Origin of the sequence: Pseudoalteromonas sp. SG44-17, assembly GCF_014164235.1 — a bacterium.
GTDB classification, from domain to species: domain Bacteria; phylum Pseudomonadota; class Gammaproteobacteria; order Enterobacterales; family Alteromonadaceae; genus Pseudoalteromonas; species Pseudoalteromonas rhizosphaerae.
Window position 1 is genome coordinate 18,297 of sequence record NZ_JACJEV010000017.1, and the last position, 23,467, is coordinate 41,763.

Consider the following 23,467-nt stretch of genomic DNA (forward strand, 5'->3'; position numbering starts at 1 on the left):
TAAAGTAGGCATAAGTAGCCACATTTCAACAAACAACTAGTTAACTCACACTATTTGTGAGGCTTGTTATTTAGTGAAGATAAGTCACTTACAGATAGATCACATTACGCTCCAAACTTAATAATTGCCGGGCGTTATATAATAACAATCGACTTAAATATTTAACCATTCTAGCGAAGCTATAAATGGTCAGTAACTTAACACGATTGTATAACTGTTGTTTTCGATAAAAATAAATAAGCGAAAATAATAAAGATCTTGCAAGTGCGATACAGATAAATTTAGAAGAGAAACAAAAATGCAGGCTTTATAGCCTGCATTTTAAAGTTTGGGTCGATTGGGGTCGTTACGGAGCCCAATAAACTTCAATATTTATTGTTGGGTGATTTAAAACTGCACGTAGTGGCATGTCGTTTTCATCTCCACCGGCTTTTGCTGCTTTATATACAGCAAGCTTTTCTTCTCCACTGATCAGTAACTTAACCACTTTAGACTGCGCAATCGCTGCTAAAGTTAACGTCATACGTTCGGTAATATTCCCTGTTACTTCACTTTCAATAGCATTAATTGCACATACCAATTGTGATGTTTCAAGCCCTTGCTGTAAACCGCCCGCATGTGGAAATAATGAAGCAGTATGACCATCCGGTCCCATGCCTAATATAGTAACATCAAATGGACGTTTCAGTTGTTGGTACGCAGCTTCACATTCTGCACTACCCTGTTGCGCAGTCTCGGCATTATTTTTCATAGTAATGAAGTTAGCTGCCGCGCCATGATTTTGTAATAACGTGCTCTTAATAAACGCTTCATTACTTTTTTCATGTGCTACATCAACCCAACGTTCATCAACCATAGCAACATCTATCTTTGCCCAATCTAATGCTAGATTAGATAAGTGCTTATAAGCGGGTGCAGGTGATGAACCACCTGATACCATCAGTACGGCACGGCCATCAGCTTCAATACCGCTGACTAAACTTTGTTCAAGTGTTGTAGATAACTCAGCGGTTAATGCATCTTTTGAATCAAAAAATTTCTCTACGATGGTTGCCATTGTTATGCCTTATCGCCGGTGTTAAACCAAACATGGTTATTTTCAGCTAATAGTTCATCAGCATCATCAGGCCCCCAGCTACCAGCACGGTATAAAGCAGGCTTACCTTTTTCTTGCCAGCGCTCGATAATTGGGTCAATCCATTTCCAAGCTTGACGTACTTCATCACGGTGAATAAACAGGGATGGATTATTTGCAGCCGCATCTAACATCAAGCGCTTGTAAGCATCTGAATGGAAACCATTGCTATAAGCTTGCGATAGTTCAATGTTCATGGTTACCGGCTCTAATTGCATCTCTAAATTATCAAGACGCTTTGACATCAAGGTTAATTGAATTGTCTCTTCAGGCTGAAGGCGGATAACCAAACGGTTTGGTTCAATATTGCCAACATTATCACCGTAAACATTGTGTGATACTTTTTTGTATTCAACGACAATTTCGGCACAACGTTTTGCCATACGTTTACCTGTACGAAGGTAAAATGGCACGCCCGCCCAACGCCAGTTATCAATATGAGCACGAATAGCAACAAATGTTTCTGTTTTACTTGAACCTTCATTTAACTCTTCTAAGTAACCTGGGACAATTTTGCCATCCAAATCACCGGGTACATATTGACCACGAATGATGTTGTCATCTACATCCGTTGCAACAAGTGGGCGTAATGATTCTAATACTTTCAGCTTTTCGGTGCGGATGCTGTTTGCATTAAGTTTATTTGGTGATTCCATCGCGACTAAACATAACAATTGTAATAAATGGTTTTGCACCATGTCACGTAAAGCGCCGGCTTTATCATAAAAACCAGCACGGCTTTCAAGGCCAACAGTTTCAGATAAACTGATTTGAATATTATCGATTGATTTAGCATCCCACATATTTTCAAATAATGAATTTGAAAAACGCAGTGCCATTAAGTTTTGTACCGTTTCTTTACCTAAGTAATGATCAATACGGAAGATTTGCTCTTCGCTAAAATATTCAGCAATTTTTGCATTGATCTCTTCTGCTGAATTACCGCAATAACCAATTGGTTTTTCAACAACGACACGTGATGTAGCAGTGATCAGACCTTTGCTAGACAGTATTTCACAGCAGCTACCATATACCGCAGGTGGAAGTGATAAATAGAACACCCGAGATTTGTCTGCATCGTGCTCATCTAGTATTGTTTTTAATTTATCCCAATCATCGTCTGCTTCGGTTACATTCGTGACTACTGGCACCAAGCACGCTGAAAAAGCTTTCCAATCTTTGGCATTAAACTCACCTTTACCTAAAAATTCTTTTAGTGCTTGATGAGCTGTTTCTATGTATTCCGCACGTTTACTTTCTTCACGAACCGTCGGTAAAATACGCGAACCTTGTGGAAGGTTGCCTTCTTGATATGCGCGATACATTGCAGGTAATAATTTGCGTAATGCAAGATCACCACCGCCCCCAAAAATTACAATATCAAAAGGATTTAGCATAATTTACTCTCTACGTTTGCTATGCCCCGTTGTCGACTATCCACTATTGATAGTGCGGGCATACATTCTTGTTGTTTAGTTGATGTCAGCTTTTTGGCATCGTACTCGAGAAAAAGCCTGTTGAATTCGCTTGTTTTATCGCTGAATATTGATTCAGCTGTATTCATTTCAAACTGGTAATTAAATGAGTCTTAGGGGCTCTGTATATCCTCTCACAAATATACAGGCCCTAAGAACTCCAGCGCTACCCGTTCAAAGGTATTTGGTTGCACAGCAGATGTGTATCTGCTGTACGAATTTTTTATTGCGCTCGACGTTGTTTATAATAGCTCATTAAGCCATTTGTCGAACTATCATGTGGATGGTTTATATTATCATCCAGTAACTCAGCTTCAATTTTTGAGGCTAAGCCTTTACCGAGCTCAACACCCCATTGATCGAAAGAACAGATCTCTAAAATGATGCCTTGGCAGAAAATTTTATGCTCATATAAGGCAATTAAGCGACCAACCGTTTTTGCATCAACCGTATCTAACAGCATTGATGTTGTAGGACGGTTACCACGGTGGATTTTATGATCAATTAGCGCGGCTATTTCAGCCTCTGATTTACCTTTTGCGGTTAAATCAGCGCGAACTTGCTCTGCATCAACCCCCATCATCATCGCTTCTGTTTGTGCAAAAAAGTTCGATAATAAAATGTCGTGATGCTGACCAATATTAACCTGAGGTTTAATAGAGGCAATAAAATCAGCCGGTACAATCACATTGCCTTGGTGCAAACACTGATAAAAAGCATGTTGACCATTAATTCCGGTCATCCCCCAAATAATTGGCACTGTAGTATACGGTACGGTATTACCCGCAAAATTAACGTGCTTACCATTACTTTCCATTTCACCTTGCTGCAAATAAGCTGGCAACATGTGTAATGCTTGATCGTAAGGTAAAATAACCTGTGAGTCGAAACCTAAAAAGCTGGTATTCCATACGCTCAACAAAGCCATTAACAATGGTACATTTTCTGCAAATTCGGCCGTTTTAAAGTGTTCATCAACTTCAAAAGCGCCTTCAAGAATCGCTTCAAATGCATCAAAGCCTAAATACAATGCAATTGGTAAGCCTATCGCACTCCATAATGAAAAGCGACCACCTACCCAATCCCACATTGTGAATACGTTTTCATCAGCAATACCAAACGCTGCCGTTTTTTCTAAATTAGTGCTCACTGCTACAAAGTGCTTAGCAATAGCTTGCTTGTCATCGGCTGACTCTAAAAACCATGCAACGGCGGTTTTTGCATTGGTCATGGTTTCAGATGTAGTAAAGGTTTTTGACGAAATCACAAACAAAGTTGTTTCAGGATCGATGTCTTTCAATACTGACGCAATTTGTACGCCATCAACATTTGAAACGTAATGTACTTTTAATGAGTCATCTGCATAGCTTTTTAGTGCTTCAGTGGCCATTTGTGGGCCTAAGTTTGAACCACCAACACCAATGCTCACAACATCTTTCACGGCTTTACCGGTATAACCTAACCATTTCCCGCTACGTACTTTTTCAACGAACAACTTAATTTTTTGTAATTCAGCGTTAACCACCGAACTTACATTCTCGCCATCTACAACTAATGATGATGCACTACGGTTACGAAGTGCAGTATGAAGCACGGCTCTATCTTCGGTGATATTAATTTTTTCACCGCTGAACATTTTATCTCGCCAGTTAGCGATATCGCACTCTTGTGCTAATGACAGTAACTGTGTCATCACACTGTTATCAATCAATTGTTTTGAATAATCAAATAAAACACCTGGGATCTGAGTCGAAAATTGCTCGAATCGCGTGCTGTCATTGGCAAATAAATCTTTAAGATGAACTTCCTTCATCTTATTTGCACTTATTTTTAATGCTTGCCAACTAGCTAACTGTGAACGACAACTCATTTTTAACATCCCCTTAAACTTGCAACAAACTGATTTATAACTATCTTTATATTAATAAAGTGAACTGATAGCGTATTAACTTACAAAGAAAATTAACGATAAGTTAGAATGACAACGCTGTCAACAAGCTACTTTTATATTTTACAATCGAGATAATAACGCACTTTTACTCATTTGACACCGGTATCATAAAAATTATCTCAATTATTTTACTGCTAATTTTACTGAACATTAGATACACTAACTGGTCTTGATGAAGAAATAATGAATAACACGTTTGTTAAGTCTACTTAGGTGTATTCTTATCAGGACCATGACAACACTAAAACAATAACCTAAAAGTAACTCTATGAAAGTAACTATAAATGATGTAGCGAGGCTCGCCGGGGTTTCGATGAAAACGGTTTCACGGGTAATAAATAAAGAACCATCTGTTCGTAAAAAAACTTACGATACAGTCATGGATGCTGTAAAAGAGCTGAACTATCAGCCAAATCTTGCAGCACGAAACCTAGCTGGTACGTCATCATTTACGGTAGGCTTAGTTTATGACAATCCTAATGCGTATTATGTGATTGATATGCAAAATGGTGTGCTTTCTCGCTGTAAAGATGAAGGCTATGAATTGGTGATCCATCCATGCACTTATACAGATGCAAACATGAAAGATGAATTTATCACCATGATAAAGCGCTCTCGCTTAGCTGGGCTTGTGCTTACACCGCCATTATCAGAGCAAAGTAGCATCACCAATTTACTCGATGAGTTAAATATTCATTACGTTAGGGTGTTATCTGGGCGACCATCAGATGATGATCAAGACACCTGTATTTATGTTAACGATTATAAAGCCGCGTATGAGATCACCACTCACCTTTTAACTCATGGACATGAAAATATTGGCTTTATCTGTGGCGATAAAGAACATAAATCGACGTCTGAACGCCTTGAAGGTTATAAAGCAGCGCTGGCAGATCATCATAAAGAATTTGATAAACGCTTTATTTACGATGGTAAATATTCGTTTGAGTCGGGTGTTGAAGGTGCAAAGCACTTGTTAGCCGAGAATAACACCTTGGCTATTACCGCTATATTAGGTGGCAATGATGAAATGGCCGCTGGCGCTCTATTTGCGTCACGCTTAATGGGTATTGCCATTCCTGAACAGTTATCTATTACTGGCTTTGAGGATTCTCCTTTCTCCCGTCAGACATGGCCAAAGTTAACTACCGCTCATCAAGCAAACGATGTTATCTCTCAACATGCAGCACGGTTATTATTTACCAAAACTCGCGGTGCTCGTAACCAAGATAAAGACATCATCACATCATTTACACCGTCAATTGTGATCCGTGAAAGTTCAGGTCCTAAACAGTAGCTACAGCCTTCACTGATAATAAATAAGGCGCTATAAGCGCCTTATTTATTATCAGTCAATTGCCAGTCTTCTGCCCTGTTATTATAACAGTGCCATTCCACCGCTGAGATTATACACGTCAGTAAAGCCAAGCTGAGATAAGTTAGTTGCCGCTTGTTTTGAACGATTACCACTGCGACAAAGTAAAATATACTTACCCTGTGGGCTCAATTGCCTGTCCACTAATGCATTTGCCATTCTACTTAGCGGAATATTCATCACTCGCGCGGGGCTAACTGCAAATAACTGAGGAATATTGTTTGCCCCATGTTCATATGGTTCACGGGTATCAATTAAATATACATCGCTTGCAGTTAACATATCTTTTGCTTGCACGGCGTTCAGTTCGTAAGCTCTACTGTATTTTAAACTGTCAGCATAACCACACAAAGTTGCAAATTTACATAAATTGTCTTCATCGCTGCGCTGCTTGTTGTTAGCAAATTCAGTATCACTTAGTTCATTGTTCAATAATGAATGCAATAACGGCGTTTGCTGCTGTTGAACTTGCCAATTAATAGCAAAACATTGCTGGTAGTCATGACCAGAACAAATAACTGTCGACTCTGCTAAGCATGTTGATAGTTGACGTAATGAGTGTGCCATAGCTAACGCATCCCCACCGTCAATTGCAGTATTACCAAGCCCAGCAGGCAGCAGCAAATCACCGCAAAAGCAAAATAGCACTTGTTGAGAGTTGTTACACCGCAATAAATAACTAACACTATCTTGGCTGTGCCCGGGTGTTGCTAAGCGCTCAATGGTGCATTCAGGTAATGCAATACTCGTTTGCTGCACTGGCCACCCCAATTCATGCTCGTCTTGCAAACTGAATTTTAAGGCCTGAGCCAACAATGTAGTCGCACAGCATCGCTCTTGATGGGCATGTGTGTCTAAAATGGCTGCTACCGTTAAATTTTGTGTGTGTACTATTTTTTCAAGCCGCGGGATAAGCTCAATAATTGGGTCAATGATCACTGCTTGTTTATCTTGACTGACATACAACCAACAACACGCACCTTGATGTCTAAATTGTGTTAACCCTAATGCACACGCTTCTTGCTGTGGTGATGACGAATCTGAAACCACCAAACAATTAGCTTGTAATATTGGTTTAAGTGAACGAATACGCGCACAGGCAGTGGTTATTTCAGCCTGTGTTGTCGCCGGTCCAAATGATAAACGTATTGCATTTTCACTACGCCAATCACTCACGCCCATGGCATCTAACACAAAACTACGATTTGCGCCTGAGCTACAGGCTGAGCCACCACTGATACGAATACCTGCCGCATCGAACAAATCCATCACTTCTTTACTACTGAGTTCATCAACAGCAAAATTTAACGTTGTTGGTACTGACAATGCAAAAGTATGATTAAAGGTTATATTACCAAAGGTATCTACTAAAGCCTGATGTAATTGTTCACGATAGCCGTTTAACACATCGATTGATTTAAACGTATCGTTTGTTTTATCCAGCAATAAACAAAACAGTTTGTTAAGACCTGCGATACCTGGCAGGTTTTCAGTACCGGAGCGCATGCCACTTTCTTGACCACCACCGGCAATAAATGGCGTATAAGCACTGCCTTGACGAATATACAACACGCCTATACCTTTCGGCGCGTAAAGTTTATGGCCTGAAAATGGCGCGTAGTCAATCGTTGTATCACTAAGGGCCAATGCGGTTTTCCCTAGCGCTTGTACGCAATCCACCATCCACGCAACTTCCGTGTTATGTGCTCGTATTACCTTTTCAATCGCTTTTAAATCTTGATAAACACCGGTTTCATTGTTAACCGCCATGGTACAAATCATCAGTGCATCACCAGCGTGTTGAGCAATAAAATCTAAATCTAAAAGGCCATCACTCGATACCGGGATCGCAAGCACGGTTGCGTTTATACCCAATACGGCATTCCAATGTATTAATGTATTAGGTACTGCTTTATGTTCAGTCGCGCCATACAGTAATACTGGATTTGGTTTAGCATGATCTTTAGCTGCTATGAGCGTAGACACGACAGCTGTTTGAATTCCTTCGGTAGCCCCAGAAGTGAATAAAATATCCCCCTGCTGTGCACCTATCACATCACGTGCTTTTTGACGTGTTTGCTCTAATAAGTGTTTAGCTTGAATACCGGTAATGTGTGAAGAAGAAGGGTTACCAAAGCAGATTTGCATAGTATGCGAAACAACCTCTGCAATACAAGGTAGCACCGGTGTTGTTGCGTTTGCATCAAGGTAAATTTGTGACGATGAGTCAGTAGGTAATATTAAATCAGACATTAAAAAACGCACCATATTACTAAAAGATATATCTTATAACCCATTCTACATAAAATTAATGGGCCGCGTAAGAATCAATTAGTCTCTCAGGTGCGTTTTCTATACCATTTGATACTATACCCAAAATACCTAAATCTTCAGGTGATTTAGGTATAAAGCTAATTAACCAAAGTTCGTGTTAGCTATGCTCAATCAGTTGTTCTTCTTGTTTCGTTGACCAAGCATTGAGTAAGGCTTTTACCAATGACGCTAGTGGAATTGCAAAAAACACGCCCCAAAAACCCCATAAGCCACCAAAAAACAGTACCGCAACAATAATAAATACCGGGTTCAGATCAACCGCTTCAGAAAATAGTAACGGCACCAGCACATTACCATCTAATGCTTGAATAATGCCGTAGATGATCAGTATGGTCCAAAACTGGGTTTCTAAACCAAATTGAAATAATGCCACGGCCGCAACAGGTATGGTAACAAGTGCCGCACCCACAAAAGGGATCAATACTGATAAACCCACTAATACGCCCAATAGCGCTGCATAACGTAAATCAAAAATAGTGAACGCGATAAACGATACTGAGCCTACAATCAAAATTTCAAACACCTTACCACGAATATAATTCATGATTTGTTGGTTCATTTCGTGCCATACCTGCAGGATTAAGCGTCTTTGTTTTGGAACGAGTTTTTCTGCACTTCTGATCAACTCCAGCTTATCTTTGAGCATAAAGAACACCAGTAATGGTACTAAAATAAGATAGATCAACCACGCCACTACATCTTTTAATGATGTCAACGAGACCGACAATAGTACTTGGCCAAACTCAATTGCTTTGGCTTCAACGCTGCTGACCACTGATTGTACTTGCTCTGCATTAATCAAACTGGGGTATTGCTCAGGCAAGTGCAGTAGAAAAGATTTTCCCTGTTCTATCATGTGCGGGCTTTCTTGCACTAAATTACTTGCTTGCTGCCACAGTATTGGACCCATGCCGATCACTAAGGTCAGCATCAACCCTGAAAAAATTAACATCACAATAATAGTGGCAGTAAAGCGGTGTAAGCCAAAACGCTCTAAATGCGCAACTGGCCAATCAAGCAGATAAGCAATCACTAAAGCAATCAAAACAGGTACAATAAGTGCACCAAAGAAATAAAACATCGCCATTAAAGCGAGTAATAAAAACAATAGAGTTACTGAATGTGGATCTGAAAACTTCCTTTCGTACCAAATTTTTACATATTCAAACACGATTTAGCTCCACGATTAACAACCCACGTTGTTGATCTAATTTGTACGGATAATGATTTTTTAGCAAAAAGCGCTCCATATCTTGAGTTGGTTGATCCACTAATAATGTAAACTTTATCGGTTGCGCAGTTGCTAAAGCTTGGCGTAAAGTCAACTTAAACTGGATAAATTGCTGCGGACATTTGAATCCGCGCAAGTCTTGCTCTAGCATAACCAATTATCTGCCCTATAAAAATGAATAATAATACGGTCTTTGTCAGCGTTGTTAATAACAAATGTAACTTTTTCTTAAAACACGCATCGCAATAGTTTATCCTTATAGCATAGTTAGTAGTAAGGATAAGTTAATGTCTGGCACGCATAATAAAGCGCAACTACCGAGTAATCCAACTCTTAAAGAAATTAACTGGTATAAAAAACAAATAAACTGGGGCGAACTTCCGCCCTTCTATCACCTTGTCGCCTCATCAGTGAGCGAGTCAGAGGGGATATTAGAACATGGTTTTGATAATGCCGTAAAAAAAATAATTGATAGGCGCAATTGGAACCTCGATTTACTCGGAGGTCATGAAGACGCTCTTGGAGAGATATATTGTGAAAACAAGCCAAGAATTGCGCTGCACCAAGTATTTACCGACCGGGGCTTTGAATTATGGGCACTGCCTTATGCAAAAGACGTTACAATAGATAAATACGTAAAAGATAACCGCTTTATAGAGTTTAACGAGTGGGATCCAGTGTCAATGAAAAGTTTGATTCGGATTAATCAATTACATAAGTTTATTGGCTTTTACTTTGAGCGTGGTGACAAAGCAGATAAAGCACTTATTCTTCATGCGCACAAAGTAGTACATAAAATCATTAGTTTTTTACAACGAGAATTGAACGTTGTAAAGCTAGATGGGGTCACAATCAAAGAATTGTATCAATTGTGCGAACGAGATAGCAGAGCATGCAGTGATGAAATTGACATTGCTAAACTCATGCTAGGTGAAGATCATAACAAGGAATAAAATGCAGCTTAAATCAGCCTTTATTACATTACTCACTACACTTTTAACTTTTAGTGTGCTGGTAAGTGAGCCATTAAAGGCACAAACTAATTTTACATTACCCGATCTTGGTACTTCAGCATTGCAAGCTTTGCCTCTAGAAAAAGAGCAAGCAATCGGGAAAGTAATGATGATGCAAATTCGTGGCTCATCACCGGTTGTTAATGATCCTGTGCTTGATGAGTATTTAACAACGATCGGCCACAAGCTGGTTGCTAATGCAAATGATGTTCGCTTTCCGTTTTCATTTTTTTGGATCAACAATCCGGAAATAAACGCATTTGCTTTTTATGGTGGCCATGTTGGGGTACACACCGGTTTAATTGCACAGTCCGATAACGAAAGTCAGTTTGCCTCAGTACTTGGTCACGAAATTGCCCACGTTACCCAGCGCCATCTTGCACGTCGCATGCAACAACAACAAGATAACAGCGCCCTCACTATTGCCGGTATGATTGCCGGTATTTTAGCATCAGTTGTGTCACCAGATGCCGGTATCGCGATTATCTCAGCTAGTCAAACACAAAGCGCATTTAGTCAACTCACTCACAGCCGTTCAGCTGAGCAAGAAGCCGACCGAATTGGTATGCAAACACTCAATAATGCAGGATTTGACCCATACGCATCCAGTGAATTCTTAACCAAACTTGCTGCGCAAATTCGTTATAAATACAAGCCACCGGCCTTTTTACTTACTCACCCATTACCTGAGAGCCGCGTGTCTGATGTGCGCTTGCGTGCACAGCAATTTGAAAAACGCCAACTTCCGGATAGCTTAGAATTTAATCTTGCCAAAAGCCGCGTGATTGCTCGCTACCACCAAACACCAGAAGCAGCTGAAAATTTCTTTAGAAAGCTCATACGTGAAAACAGTTTTTATAATAAAACAGCGCTTAATTATGGCTTGGGTATTAGTTTATTGGATCAAAAAAAGCTCGATGAAGCGGCGCCTATTTTAGACGAACTTTTAAAGTCTGATCCTAAAAATTTATTCTACATTGATACGCATACTGATCTACTGATAGCACAAAAAAAAGCCGCCGAGGCAGTAAAATTTTTAGCCGCATTGCATGAAAATCGTCCTAACAATCAAGTTATTACCTTAAACCTTGCCAATGCAGCACTTGAAGCTGAGCAATACGATGTTGCAGTGCAAATATTAAAATCATTTTTACTCGAAAAACCTGAACATAATTTAGGCATGCAACTTCTTGCAGATGCCTATAAAAAGCAAGATAACTTAGCCGCTTATCATGAAGCAAATGCCGACGTTCTTGCACAATACGGCGCCTACTTAAAAGCCGCTGACGAAGTACAAAAAGCACTCAACTTTGTAGAACCGCAAGAGCTAATTAAACAACAACGTCTCAAAGCATTGTTAACGCAATACCGACAAATGCAAAAAGAGCTCGCAAGGCTTTAAGTCTGGTGCTGCTTGCCCTAAAATAGCCTTACTTTATCTAATTGGATTGTTACTATGTCTGTTACTATTTTTCATAATCCACGTTGTTCAAAATCGCGTGAAACATTAGCTCTACTTGAACAAAAATCGATTCAGCCAGAGATAATCGAATACTTAAAAACTCCACTGAATCATGAGCAAATCAGCATTTTAGTTAAACAGTTAGGGTTTTCTTCAGTTCGTGAACTAATGCGCACTAAAGAAGATATTTACAAAGACCTAGACCTTAAAAATGAGTATGATGAAAACGTACTCATTGCAGCCATGGTTAGCAATCCAAAATTAATTGAGCGCCCTATTGTGGTAAATGACAATAAAGCCGCTCTGGGTCGCCCACCAGAAAACGTACTAAGCGTACTTTAATGAGCGTCACTATTGTTGTGTTGTATCATTCAAGTCACGGCTCTGTTGCAGCCATGGCACATGAGATTGCAGAGTCGATTGAATGCCAAGGCGGTACTGCAATGCTAAGAACCTTTGTAGCAAGAGAACCTCACGATATTGTGATCAGCAAAGATGACTTAATCCAGTGTGATGGGTTAGCATTTGGCACCCCTACTCGCTTTGGTATGATGGCCTCACAAGCCAAAGCTTTTTGGGAAACCACCAGCGACTTATGGTTAAAAGGGCAATTAATAGATAAACCAGCCTGTGTATTCTCATCATCAAGTAGCATGCATGGTGGCAATGAGGCAACGTTGCTTAATTTGTCACTGCCGTTATTACACCACGGTATGCTGTTAATGGGTGTGCCGTATGAAGTACCTGAGTTACTTGCCACACAAACCGGTGGCACTCCCTATGGTGCAAGCCATGTTGCTGGTGCACAAAATAGCGCGCAATTAAGTAAAGACGAAATTAAAATTTGCCAAAGCGTTGGCCAACGCTTAGTTAAAATTACGAGAAAATTACAATGACATCGCACAGCGATTTAAACCCACAACTGACGCCGAAAAAGGCTATCACTATCCGTTTTCAACGTATTGCAATAATTGGTTATATTGGCTTGTTACTGCTGATGCCACTTTGGTTGTTTTTATTAGAGCCTAGAGAAGGTCATAGCAATGGATTTATTTTTGTTGTGTATATTCTGCCGCTTTTACTGCCGCTAAAAGGCATCATTCAAGATAAACCTTATACGTATGCGTGGGCAAACTTTATCGTTATGTTTTATTTTATTCACGGTTTTACCCTACTGTGGGTCGCACAAGAACAACTAATATGGGTCGTTTTAGAGCTGCTGTTCGCCAGTATGATGTTTATTGGTTGTACTTATTATGCACGTCACCGCGGTCAAGAGCTGGGACTAAAAATTCAAAAACTAAAAGATGAGTTAGCAACAGAAAAAGCGGCTCATGAATTTAATAAAAAAGACTAAAGTTAATACCAAACGACTTAAATATTTAACCATTCTAGCGAGCTAAATGGTCAGTAACTTAACACGATTGGTATAACAACTAAAAAACGCGCTTAATTAGCGCGTTTTTGTCTACGGTGCATGCAAGAAGCTTAAACAACTTCACTTAACGTTGCCAATGCCACAATACTTGCTAAGCCTAGCTGCCCAACTAAACTGATCAATGAGCAACAACGCAGTACAAATAACCCCCATGGGTGTTTAATATGCGGGTATAAAGCGCAGCGCTTCAAACTCATTGCAAAAAAGAAGCAAACTATAGCTAATATAGTCAAGCAAAGCGTCAACTCACTTTTAATCGCAAGTGTATCATCAAAAAAGAAAAACAACTGTAGCGGCAACAATAAAGTCACGATGGCATGTAAGGCGTGAACTTTTTTGATCCGCGAAAATTGTCCATCCGGCGATAATTCTTTAATACCAAAATCACGCTCTAAGCATTTCACTAACTGACTGGCTTTAACACTCACTGCTAAACGATAACAACTTAAGCCATCACAGTTACGAACACGAAAGTCATAGCCAGACTTCAATAATAGCACCATCAAAGGTTCATTTTTTGCTAGTACCGCATAATGTAAAGCACTGTTACCAAGGGCATCACGTTGTTTTTTATCTTGTTTATCTAATAAGGTTTGTACTAAATTAACAAACCCTTTTTCAACTGCCCACATAAAGGCCGTTTTACCATTTTCATCCGCCAACGTGCCTGTTGCACCTTGCTCTATAAAACGCATCGCCATCGTTTGTTTAGCTGTGTCAAAACGCAAATGCGCCAACAGTGCTTGTTCTAATAGCACCACTGAGTCAACATCTGGTGATACTTGGGTCAATAAGGTGAAATAATCCTTTCCACCAGCAACTTTTTTCGCCGCTAATTCACTTAACGCATTAACGTCATCGATTGAGTCAGGTATAAAGGTGCTAAAACGTTCACGAAAATCAACTTCTTTCCACAGTGCCAAAGCATCTTCAGCACTCATTTTACTGCCCGCATTGAGCGCATACTCGATGATTGTAAAATAGCGTTTTGAGAATAACTGAGATAATAACGTAACGGGTGTTTCTATCGTTGTTTGTGACGCTACAGCTGCATATTTTTCAAGGCGTTGGCAAAGTAATAGCACTAAACTCTCTGGGCTATACTCGTTATCAAAATAGTAATCTTTAGCTGCCGAAATATACTGTTGAGCGGCTTCATCATATTCACAGATATGTTGGAAAAAACACTCTTCAAATGGCTCAAGGGGAGTTAACCAGGTTAAATAATAGATAGGCGGTAGCACAGTTGTACACACGCCATTGTCTTCTTCAGTCGAGCGACAAGCCGGCCATGCTTCTAAAGCGTCTAAAATAAATGCACCGTTTTGCTCAATAAGTCCTTTGACTAATAACGGGTATTCTTTAGGCCAAATAAGTACATTTTCCATTAAAAAAACACAACTCCAGTGTCTATCTTGCTCGGTACAAAGGTCAGTAAAAGAGTTTAACAACTACAAACTGACACTGCGCTTAATATAATTTTAAGTACCCCAGTAAATTAGTGATACCAGTGGGTATGTAAGCGCTTATTCTAGCATACCCAAAACCACACGCTATAGCCAAACCGTGTGATTTTAAAAGAAAATAACAAAGCACCATGCAGTTAACACTGCATGGTGCTTTAGGTTGGAGACTTACTTGGAAATGATTACTTACTGTTAAGCTCAGCTGTCACTTGGTCAAGGCCAACTTCTGAAATTCGTTGAATAACTTCTTTTTGCTTTGCACTGAGTAACGAAATACCTTCAGCGACAATATCATATACTTTCCAGCTACCATCTTTACCTTGGCGAAGCTTAAAGTGTAAGTCAATCGTTGGCGCATTATCTGCAATAATTTGCGTCTTAACCGTGGCAAACTCACCCTCTGCAGCATCGTTACTCTCTTCGAATTTTATTTCTTGCCCGGTATATTTCATTAATGCACTAGCATAGGTAGTGGTTAAGTAATGCTCCACTGCACTTATAAATGCAGTCGCTTGTTGGCGATCGATACCTTTAATGTGCTTACCTAATAATTTATAGGAAACAAATTTAACATCTATATTAGGCATTAAATACTGATCAACAATGTGTGCCATGTCACTTTTACTCGCTGTGCCTTGGCTGTTTATTTTGCCAATTTCACTAAACAGCTGATCGCCTACCTGAGTTAATAACTGATTAGGTGACTGTTGTGTTTGCGCAAACAAGGAAGCACTAAAAACTAGCGCGATTAATAATAAATAACGACCAAGTGAAATCATTGTTGATAAGTCCTAAGTAAATCTTGTAGCGTAATTTACGCTGTTCATAAGAGATTAAAAAGCCTCAAAATAGCACCTTATTAGTGCCAGCACGGCATCAATTGATTTAATCTTTTTATTTCATATTGTTAGCTAAGCTCATGCAATAACACACAGAGTCTGTGAATTTATGCCACTTGAATTAGCCTCCCCCACGCCCTTATTTTGTAAATAACGTTTTCATCTAAAGAGCTTTACCATGTTATTTAAAACATTAACTGTATTGATTTTATTATCTATTTCCATGTTCAGCAGACTATCTTATGGTGCGCCCTATACACTTTCCCCTCATGGCTATGCCATTGATTACATTCAGGGGGAAGGTGATGTTAAAGGCTTAAAATTGGCATACCAATACCATGCTCCGGCACTACAATCATTAATTGAAAATACCCATATTTACTTAGAATCAAGTATTAATATTTGGGAATACGGCGCAGATAATAGCCATCAGACAAATGTTGTCCTTGCAATGTCCCCGGTATTTCAACATCTGATCAGCTCAGTGCGCGGTATTCCTCTGTATTTCGAAGCCGGCATAGGAATTTCATTAGTCAATGACACTCACTTCGCCGGCAAAAATGTGAGTACCCACTACCAGTTTGAAGACCGACTAGGCTTTATTGCTGATTTTGGAAAAACCAAAGCTGCGGTGCGTTATTTACACTATTCAAATGCAGGGTTTAAAAGACCAAACCCAGGTCTTGATTTTATTTCGCTGTCGTTTTCTAGACGTTTTTAACCCTAGAAATCTTTGCTACACTGAGTACTTATAAATGACTCATTAGAGATCACCATGCAAATTTGGCATATACTCATCATCATCTTAGTGTTGGCAATCATTATCGGTAATATTTTGCTGATCAAACACTCAGCAAAAATGGATTTTAAAAAACCAACCGATGAAGATGAACTAAAATCAGAGCAACAAAAAAAGCCCTAACTAAGTTTTGTTAGGGCTTTACATCGTAGGAGATGTTCTTTACTGCAGCTCCTCACGCAGCTCTTTGGTTGCTTTAACCATATTATCAAGAGCTTGTCGCGTTTCTTCCCAACCACGGGTTTTCAAACCACAGTCCGGGTTTACCCATAAACGCGCAACCGGTATTTTTCGTGCGGCTTTATGGATCAACGTTTTCATCCATGCAATATCCGGTACATTCGGAGTGTGAATATCATATACACCTGGACCAATATCATTTGGATAATCAAAATTCTCAAATGCTTCAAGTAGTTCCATGTTAGAACGTGAGGTTTCAATGGTGATCACATCGGCATCCATATCTGCAATCGCGGCAATAATACCGTTAAATTCGGCGTAACACATGTGAGTATGAATTTGTGTTTCATCTTTCACACCGCTTGCTGAGACCCTAAATGCATACGCTGCCCATTCTAAATATGCTTGCCATTGGCTACATTTAAGCGGCATACCTTCACGAAATGCAGGTTCATCAATTTGAATAATATCAATACCGGCATTTTGTAAATCGACCACTTCATCACGTAACGCAAGTGCAATTTGATTAGCGATGGTGGGTTTGTCTAAATCATCACGAATGAATGACCAAAACAGAATAGTTACAGGACCTGTTAGCATGCCTTTCATTTTCTTACTCGTCAGCGACTGTGCGTATTTTGTCCACTGAACCGTCATCGCTTGTTCACGTGATACATCCCCCCAAATTACAGGTGGTTTCACACATCGCGAGCCGTAGCTTTGCACCCAACCAAACTGGGTAAAAGCAAAGCCTTCTAATAGTTCAGCAAAGTATTCAACCATGTCATTACGCTCCGCTTCGCCGTGCACTAACACATCTAAATCAAGCGCCTCTTGCTCTTCAACAGCGTAACGAATTTCTGCTTTCATTTGCCTTTGATAATCATCCGCAGATAATTCACCGGCTTTATAATCACGGCGTGCTTGACGAATTACTTGAGTTTGTGGAAATGATCCTATCGTGGTGGTCGGCAGTAGCGGTAAATTAAGTGCTGCATGTTGTTTTTCAATACGTTGAGAAAATGCATGATTACGCTTACCGTCTTTTGCGGTGAGTGCAGTTACACGCTTTTGTACAGCTGTATTATTTACACGAGTAGAGGTTAAGCGTGCTTTAATAGGTGCTGAATAAGCAACGAGCTCACTGCTATCATTGCTTTCAAGCGCGGCTTTTAATAATGACAACTCTTGGCCTTTTTGTTTTGCAAATGCAAGCCATGAACAAAGCTCATCATCGAGCTTTTCTTCTTGCTCTAAATCAACCGGTGTATGCAGTAAAGAACAAGATGGAGCAAGCCATAGATTATCACCGCGCTTTAGCGCAATGTCTTTTATGCTATTAAATACAACCTCTAAATCAGTACGCCAAATATTACGGCCATTTACTACGCCTAATGATAAAACTTGATCGGTACTTAATAATATATCTAGTTTTGCAACATCAACATTTGTTGCAACACAATCAAAATGTACGCCATCAACAGGGTAACCTGCAATATCATCAAAGTAGGCAGTGACTGAGTCAAAATAACTAGCAAGTAACAACTTCACGCCTTGACCTGCAAGTGCACGAAAGCTTGTTTTTAATGCCTCTTGATAATCTTCTGTCAGCTCTAAACCTAATATAGGCTCATCAACCTGTACCCATTCAATCCCTTGCTGCGCTAATTTAGCGAACACGTGTTGATAAACAGCTAATAGTTTTTCAAGTAAGCTAAGTTTATCAAACTCCTCACCTGCACATTTTGCTAAGTAAAGATAAGTGACTGGGCCGACCAATACTACTTTTGCATTGTGCCCCAATGCTTGTGCTTGAGTAACTTGCTCGAATAACTCAGTCCAGGTTAGTTGAAACTGCTGATCATGAGTTAGCTCTGGAACTATGTAATGATAATTAGTATTAAACCACTTTGTCATTTCGCTTGCTGCACATGAACAACCGCTTGGTGCGCGACCACGCCCAATACGAAATAATGTATCAAGATCAATGCTACCATCCGCTTTTTGATGACGCTTGGGCACTGCGCCAATCAATAAAGAGGTAGATAACACATGGTCATACCAAGCAAAGTCACCTACCGGTAATAAATCAATCCCAGCATCTGCTTGAAGAGCCCAATTTTCTGCGCGGATCGTCTTACCTTGTTCAAGCAACTGCGCTTGGCTGATTTTACCAGCCCAGTATGATTCTACTGCAAATTTTAGTTCACGCTTTCTACCTATGCGAGGAAAACCTAAGTTATGTAATTGTGCCATGTTGAAATTCCCTTCCAGCTGTTTAGATAGCTAAAACCATAAACCTATACCTGACATCAAACAATTGATGCTCCCTCAGTTTCAACTTGAGGTAAATTCATGGAAATATTTTTTTGCAAACTCAAAAAATATAATGACAACGCTGTCAAATATGATGCTATAGTATATTTGTAAATTTCACGTAAAAAAATGGGATTTATAGCCATCTAGACGTTGATGCATCTTAATTTAAGGCGTATTATGGCTGTAATCTGAGTTAAACTCACCTTTACCATGAGAATTATTAAAGATGATTGATGTAAAACACTTAAAGACCATCGCAACCTTGAAAGAAACCGGTTCCTTGGTAAATACTGCGCGCGAATTATTTTTGACTCAATCCGCTTTGTCTCATCAAATCAAAGATTTAGAAAACAAACTTGATTGCCAACTATTTGAACGTAAAACTCAACCGGTGCGCTTTACCCCACAAGGTATGCTATTACTTGAACTTGCCAGCGAAGTACTCCCGCGTGTTGAAGCAACCAAATGCCGTTTAAAAGAAAGTCTTAATCAACCAATTTCACAATTACGACTTAGTGTTGAATGCCATGCTTGTTTTCATTGGTTATTACCAACAATTAAAGAATTCAATAACTTTTGGCCTGATATCAAAGTTGATTATGAGCGCGGCTTTAGTTATGACGCTATTCCTGATCTGCTCAGTGATGAATTAGATTTAGTACTCACTTCAGACATTCGTGAACCAGATAAACTTGAATACGCACATTTATTTGATTTTAAACTTAAATTAATTGTTGCTCCTGATCATGAACTAGCGAAAAAAGCCTATGTAACGGCACTTGATTTGAAAAACGAGACGATTATTTCGTACCCTATTCCACGAGAGCGTCAGGATATCTTCAAACATTTTATTCAAAATGCACGTTTTGATGGCACCTTGAAAACCGTAGATCAGGGCTTGCTCATTTTTCAGCTTGTCAGTGCCGGAATGGGGGTTGCAGCATTACCGGATTGGTTAGTAACACCATATGAAAGCCAAGGACTCATTAAGTCGATTCCATTAGGCGCACTGGGATTAACCCGTCCAATGTATTTAGCCATGAAAAAGAATATGAAAGATAACCCAGTGTATCGCCACTTTTTAAATACCTGTAAGTTAAATAACGGTCGATAAAATAGGTTTAACCCAGTAGCATACAGAAAACCCCTTTATGTGTGCTACTGTGATGTTTGAACTGAAAAAAATCCTCGGTGCAATGCTGATGCCATTGCCTCTGTTTGCTCTACTGTGCTTTGTTTGCTTATTAATCGCACTGCGTACCAAGAAAGTCAGCGTATTTATTGGTTTAATCGCAATCACCAGTTTATTGCTGATTAGTACCCCTTTTATTGGTCAAAAAATAATTGCTCCAAATTCACAGTTAAAGTATATTTTTGATACAAGTAAACAGCCGATACTCGATAAAATAGTGGTACTTGGTTGTGATATAAATCCTAACCCAAAACTTAACGCCAATAGCCAACTTGGTAATTGTGCTAAAAGCCGCCTAATCGAAGGTATGCGCTTAGCATATGTGTACCCACAAGCTCAACTTATTGTTTCAGGTGGCGGTTACAATAAAGTGACCAACAGTAGTTTGATGCAACAAACCGCGATAAGTTTAGGTATTGATGCGCAGCGTATTAAACAAAATCCTACGGCTATGGATACCGCCGATGAAGCGCGGCTTTTAGCACCTGCTCTAGTTGATTTTAAAGTTGCACTGGTAACTTCGGCAAGTCACATGGCACGAGCAAAAGATCTATTTAATAGCCAAGGCGTTGATGTTATTCCCGCCGCCACTGATTTTTACGATTTCTCAGCGTGGCCTCATCACAAACAATATATTCCGAGTGTTGAAGTATTAAAGGCAGTCACAAGTTATTGGCATGAAGTAATCGGTAGTACGTGGATAAGTGTGCGCCGCTGGATTGATCCAGAAGCGCTTTAACATCTCACTCACTTAAAGTGAATTAGCTGGCAACTCAAACTGGGTTGTCTATATCAATAAAGGTTACATCAAAGCCATGTTGCTCAGCCAATAACTCACCGAGCGCTTTTATGCCATAGCGTTCGGTGGCGTGATGGCCTGCGGCAAAAAAATCGATCTTTTGCTCACGCGAACTGTGAATGGTCTGCTCTGAAGCCTCGCCTGTTAAATAGGCATCAATCCCCTGGCTAGCAGCCAAATCAATATAACCTTGACCACCTCCAGTACACCAAGCGATGGTCTCAATTAGCTCATCACGTACTAGGCTAACTAAAGGTTCACGAACGAGCACTGTTGATATTTTTTGTGCAAATTGCTCACCACTCATTGGGATTTTTAAACGCCCTTTGACTGCGACACTATTTGCTACAGGCTCCAAACCATCGAGTATTTCTAAATCAAGTAGCTGTGCTAATTGCGCGTTATTACCGATTGCTGGATGCACATCAAGAGGTAAATGATAGGCAAATAAATTGATATCATGATTAAGTAACGCAGCTATGCGACGCTTTTTCATACCGGTAATAGGTTGCGCTTCACCTTTCCAGAAGTAACCATGATGAACCAATATTGTATCTGCGCCATGTGCAATTGCAGCATCGATTAATGCTTGACTAGCAGTGACACCTGTAACAATTTTTTTAATCTGTTCACGTCCTTCGACTTGTAGCCCATTTGGGCAAAAGTCTTGAATAGAATCAGGTCTTAAAATGGTATTTAGTAATTGGTTAAATTCTCTGCGCTGCATTTTTTTATTCCAGATTAGCGTTAAATTTTGTGCAAATTTTGGCGTTTATAGGGCTAAAATGGAAGGAAAATCGCAAAAAATTGAAAAGTAAGTCAAAAATAGGTATAAATAAATATTCTCAATCTGTGTTTACAACGTATAGGGCCTCTGATGAGCAAACTAGACAAAACAGAAGTATTAAATGCCTTTGAAGCAGCATACCAAGCAGCCAATGGTAAGAAACCTGAAATCACCAGCAAACCTGGTTGGTACAGCATCGACGGCGGCAAAAACTTGCGCCTTGCAGAAGTTGCTGAATTAACAGAGCAGCTAACTTCAGGCGATACGTCTGCACAACCTGCAGCAACAGCACCTGCTAAGAAAACTAAAACTAAATCAGCAGTGCCAGCTAAAGCAGCTGTTAAAAAACCACCATTTACTATAACAACAGCTAATGAAGAAGGTTACACTGCCGAAGAGTTTTGGATTGTGTACCTAGCTAAAAAAGATCACGATTGCCGCTTACCTCGCGGTGTTGTGTAATAACTTTAGACTCATAGCATAAAAAAACCGCTTTTAAGCGGTTTTTTTATGGCCAACAACGTTGAGTTTTGTATTCAACCACCCTGATATATACCCACAGATAACAATAAACACGGTACCAACAAGAACTGGCATAATCAAAAAGTCCCAACTTTGACCACTGACCATAATCAAAATAGGGTTGGCCCCTGCTGCAGGATGTATGGTGTTAGTCAACATCATTACGGTCACAGCTAATCCAGTCGCAATAGCAATACTGATCGGATCCACGCCTATAAAACTAATAAAAGCCAAACCTATCACGGCAGTGATGAAATGCCCTACAATAACATTTTTTGCTTTTGCTAAAGGGCTGTTTGGTACACCAAACACCAGTACCGCAGTTGCGCCAAATGGTGCCATAAGCCATACACCATAATTCCCTAAACTTTCTAAATATGCTAATACCGAAAGTGTCAGTGCTGAAAAGATACCCGCGATAACGGCTTTGTAAAATACATCATTCATTAATATTACTTCCTTCAGAGGTAGACCGACTTGTCTACATTTAGATGATAGACAAGTCGGTCTACTTATGTCAAGCTTACTTTTTGACTAGGAGCAACCATGGATAAACGTACCCAGATAATTAATACCGCACTCAGTGCGTTCTATCAAAGAGGGATCCATGCGGTAGGCATTAATGAAATACTTAAAGAAGCAGGTGTTGCAAAAAAAACGCTTTATAATCATTTTGTCAGTAAAGATGAGTTGATCTGTGCGTGTTTAGAGCTCAGAGATCAGCGCTTTAATCAGTGGTTGTATGAACAATTAGAAAACTGCAATACCCCCTTCGAAGTGGCTGATGCACTTTTTAGCGCACTCTCCGCTTGGATAGACAATAAAGTCTCTGAGCTTGGACCTTTTAATGGCTGTTTTTTTATTAATACCGCAGCGGAGTTTCCACACAGCGAGCACCCTATCGCGATGCTTTGCAAAGCACACAAAGAATCAGTTTTACAGTTATTGTTCGATAAACTCTCACACACAGAACAACTTAAAGGTCAGTTAGAAAAAACCATACAGTTAGCACAATTATTAATGACCTTAAAAGAAGGTATGATCTGTCAGGCTAGAGTGACGCACTCCAGTAATACACTAATGCAAGACCCAGTATTATTACGCCAACTTATAGCAAGTAGCATATAAAAAAAGCGGCTATTCAGCCGCT

Annotated in this window: 23 protein-coding genes; 12 read left to right on the forward strand and 11 right to left on the reverse strand. The window is 39.8% G+C overall.

Annotated features, from left to right (window positions below; all coding sequences use genetic code 11):
- Positions 1–346 precede the first annotated feature (346 nt).
- From pgl to pgi, 3 genes are all read right to left on the reverse strand, one after another.
- Positions 347–1,057: a 6-phosphogluconolactonase gene (gene pgl / locus H5182_RS12965; protein WP_145240981.1), complete on the reverse strand. Its 711-nt coding sequence runs from the start codon at positions 1,055–1,057 to the stop codon at positions 347–349.
- A 2-nt stretch (positions 1,058–1,059) separates the two neighbouring features.
- Entirely contained in the window at positions 1,060–2,532 is a 1,473-nt protein-coding gene (gene zwf / locus H5182_RS12970; RefSeq protein ID WP_145240983.1) for a glucose-6-phosphate dehydrogenase, read from the reverse strand.
- Positions 2,533–2,833: 301 nt separating this feature from the next.
- The gene (gene pgi / locus H5182_RS12975) at positions 2,834–4,480 is read right to left on the reverse strand and encodes a glucose-6-phosphate isomerase (protein ID WP_145240985.1); all 1,647 of its coding nucleotides are present in this window, start codon (positions 4,478–4,480) and stop codon (positions 2,834–2,836) included.
- A 349-nt stretch (positions 4,481–4,829) separates the two neighbouring features.
- Between pgi and H5182_RS12980 the strand changes: the two genes are divergently transcribed.
- Complete coding sequence (locus H5182_RS12980) at positions 4,830–5,858, forward strand: LacI family DNA-binding transcriptional regulator (protein ID WP_145240987.1); 1,029 nt, start codon at positions 4,830–4,832, stop codon at positions 5,856–5,858.
- An 81-nt stretch (positions 5,859–5,939) separates the two neighbouring features.
- Here the strand turns inward: H5182_RS12980 and H5182_RS12985 are convergent, their stop codons facing one another.
- The 3 genes from H5182_RS12985 to H5182_RS22370 all read right to left on the reverse strand — a co-directional run bounded on the left by H5182_RS12985 (position 5,940) and on the right by H5182_RS22370 (position 9,652).
- Positions 5,940–8,189 (reverse strand): aminotransferase class V-fold PLP-dependent enzyme, encoded by a 2,250-nt coding sequence (locus H5182_RS12985; RefSeq protein WP_182760149.1) that lies wholly within the window; start codon positions 8,187–8,189, stop codon positions 5,940–5,942.
- Positions 8,190–8,367: 178 nt separating this feature from the next.
- Entirely contained in the window at positions 8,368–9,441 is a 1,074-nt protein-coding gene (locus tag H5182_RS12990; protein ID WP_145240991.1) for an AI-2E family transporter, read from the reverse strand.
- A complete protein-coding gene (locus H5182_RS22370) occupies positions 9,434–9,652 on the reverse strand; it encodes a hypothetical protein (protein WP_145240993.1) in 219 nt (72 codons plus the stop codon). Before H5182_RS22370 ends, H5182_RS12990 begins: the two co-directional genes overlap by 8 nt.
- Before the next feature lie 136 nt (positions 9,653–9,788).
- Here H5182_RS22370 and H5182_RS12995 point away from each other — a divergent pair, with 136 nt between their 5' ends.
- Genes H5182_RS12995 through H5182_RS13015 form a run of 5 tightly spaced genes read left to right on the forward strand, consistent with a single transcriptional unit; the run spans position 9,789 to position 13,333 of the window.
- On the forward strand, positions 9,789–10,454 hold the full coding sequence (locus tag H5182_RS12995; RefSeq protein WP_145240995.1) for a hypothetical protein: 666 nt from the start codon (positions 9,789–9,791) through the stop codon (positions 10,452–10,454).
- Position 10,455: 1 nt separating this feature from the next.
- On the forward strand, positions 10,456–11,916 hold the full coding sequence (locus tag H5182_RS13000; protein ID WP_145240997.1) for a M48 family metalloprotease: 1,461 nt from the start codon (positions 10,456–10,458) through the stop codon (positions 11,914–11,916).
- A 54-nt stretch (positions 11,917–11,970) separates the two neighbouring features.
- Positions 11,971–12,318 carry an arsenate reductase (glutaredoxin) gene (arsC, locus tag H5182_RS13005; RefSeq protein WP_182760150.1) on the forward strand — a complete coding sequence of 116 codons (348 nt, stop codon included), beginning with the start codon at positions 11,971–11,973 and terminating at the stop codon, positions 12,316–12,318.
- The gene (wrbA, locus tag H5182_RS13010) at positions 12,318–12,872 is read left to right on the forward strand and encodes an NAD(P)H:quinone oxidoreductase (RefSeq protein ID WP_182734934.1); all 555 of its coding nucleotides are present in this window, start codon (positions 12,318–12,320) and stop codon (positions 12,870–12,872) included. The genes arsC and wrbA overlap by 1 nt, the downstream gene beginning before the upstream one ends.
- Positions 12,869–13,333, forward strand: a complete 465-nt coding sequence (locus H5182_RS13015) for a DUF2069 domain-containing protein (protein ID WP_145241003.1) — start codon at positions 12,869–12,871, stop codon at positions 13,331–13,333. Before wrbA ends, H5182_RS13015 begins: the two co-directional genes overlap by 4 nt.
- 131 nt (positions 13,334–13,464) lie before the next feature.
- On the opposite strand, the gene H5182_RS13020 is transcribed toward H5182_RS13015, so the two are convergent.
- The gene (locus tag H5182_RS13020; RefSeq protein WP_145241005.1) at positions 13,465–14,802 is read right to left on the reverse strand and encodes an ankyrin repeat domain-containing protein; all 1,338 of its coding nucleotides are present in this window, start codon (positions 14,800–14,802) and stop codon (positions 13,465–13,467) included.
- 260 nt (positions 14,803–15,062) lie between these two features.
- A complete protein-coding gene (locus H5182_RS13025; RefSeq protein ID WP_145241007.1) occupies positions 15,063–15,659 on the reverse strand; it encodes a phospholipid-binding protein MlaC in 597 nt (198 codons plus the stop codon).
- 238 nt (positions 15,660–15,897) lie between these two features.
- On the opposite strand from H5182_RS13025, the gene H5182_RS13030 reads away from it, so the two are divergent.
- Entirely contained in the window at positions 15,898–16,440 is a 543-nt protein-coding gene (locus H5182_RS13030) for an acyloxyacyl hydrolase (protein WP_145241009.1), read from the forward strand.
- Between the two features lie 54 nt (positions 16,441–16,494).
- Positions 16,495–16,641: a DUF2897 family protein gene (locus tag H5182_RS13035; protein WP_145241011.1), complete on the forward strand. Its 147-nt coding sequence runs from the start codon at positions 16,495–16,497 to the stop codon at positions 16,639–16,641.
- 39 nt (positions 16,642–16,680) lie between these two features.
- Here the strand turns inward: H5182_RS13035 and metE are convergent, their stop codons facing one another.
- On the reverse strand, positions 16,681–18,954 hold the full coding sequence (gene metE / locus H5182_RS13040) for a 5-methyltetrahydropteroyltriglutamate--homocysteine S-methyltransferase (RefSeq protein WP_182734936.1): 2,274 nt from the start codon (positions 18,952–18,954) through the stop codon (positions 16,681–16,683).
- Positions 18,955–19,243: 289 nt separating this feature from the next.
- Here metE and H5182_RS13045 point away from each other — a divergent pair, with 289 nt between their 5' ends.
- Together H5182_RS13045 and H5182_RS13050 are read left to right on the forward strand one after the other, a co-directional pair.
- Positions 19,244–20,131 carry a LysR family transcriptional regulator gene (locus tag H5182_RS13045; protein WP_145241014.1) on the forward strand — a complete coding sequence of 296 codons (888 nt, stop codon included), beginning with the start codon at positions 19,244–19,246 and terminating at the stop codon, positions 20,129–20,131.
- Positions 20,132–20,183: 52 nt separating this feature from the next.
- Positions 20,184–20,948: an ElyC/SanA/YdcF family protein gene (locus tag H5182_RS13050; protein WP_149982829.1), complete on the forward strand. Its 765-nt coding sequence runs from the start codon at positions 20,184–20,186 to the stop codon at positions 20,946–20,948.
- Between the two features lie 34 nt (positions 20,949–20,982).
- Here H5182_RS13050 and H5182_RS13055 read toward each other — a convergent pair whose 3' ends face one another.
- Entirely contained in the window at positions 20,983–21,735 is a 753-nt protein-coding gene (locus H5182_RS13055) for a Nif3-like dinuclear metal center hexameric protein (protein WP_182760151.1), read from the reverse strand.
- Between the two features lie 150 nt (positions 21,736–21,885).
- Between H5182_RS13055 and H5182_RS13060 the strand changes: the two genes are divergently transcribed.
- Positions 21,886–22,257, forward strand: a complete 372-nt coding sequence (locus tag H5182_RS13060) for a hypothetical protein (RefSeq protein WP_145241020.1) — start codon at positions 21,886–21,888, stop codon at positions 22,255–22,257.
- Between the two features lie 33 nt (positions 22,258–22,290).
- Here H5182_RS13060 and H5182_RS13065 read toward each other — a convergent pair whose 3' ends face one another.
- The gene (locus tag H5182_RS13065; RefSeq protein WP_182718429.1) at positions 22,291–22,764 is read right to left on the reverse strand and encodes an HPP family protein; all 474 of its coding nucleotides are present in this window, start codon (positions 22,762–22,764) and stop codon (positions 22,291–22,293) included.
- A gap of 99 nt (positions 22,765–22,863) precedes the next feature.
- Here H5182_RS13065 and H5182_RS13070 point away from each other — a divergent pair, with 99 nt between their 5' ends.
- Positions 22,864–23,445, forward strand: coding sequence for a TetR/AcrR family transcriptional regulator (locus H5182_RS13070; protein WP_182734937.1), 582 nt, complete (start codon positions 22,864–22,866; stop codon positions 23,443–23,445).
- The last annotated feature ends 22 nt before the right edge of the window (positions 23,446–23,467 follow it).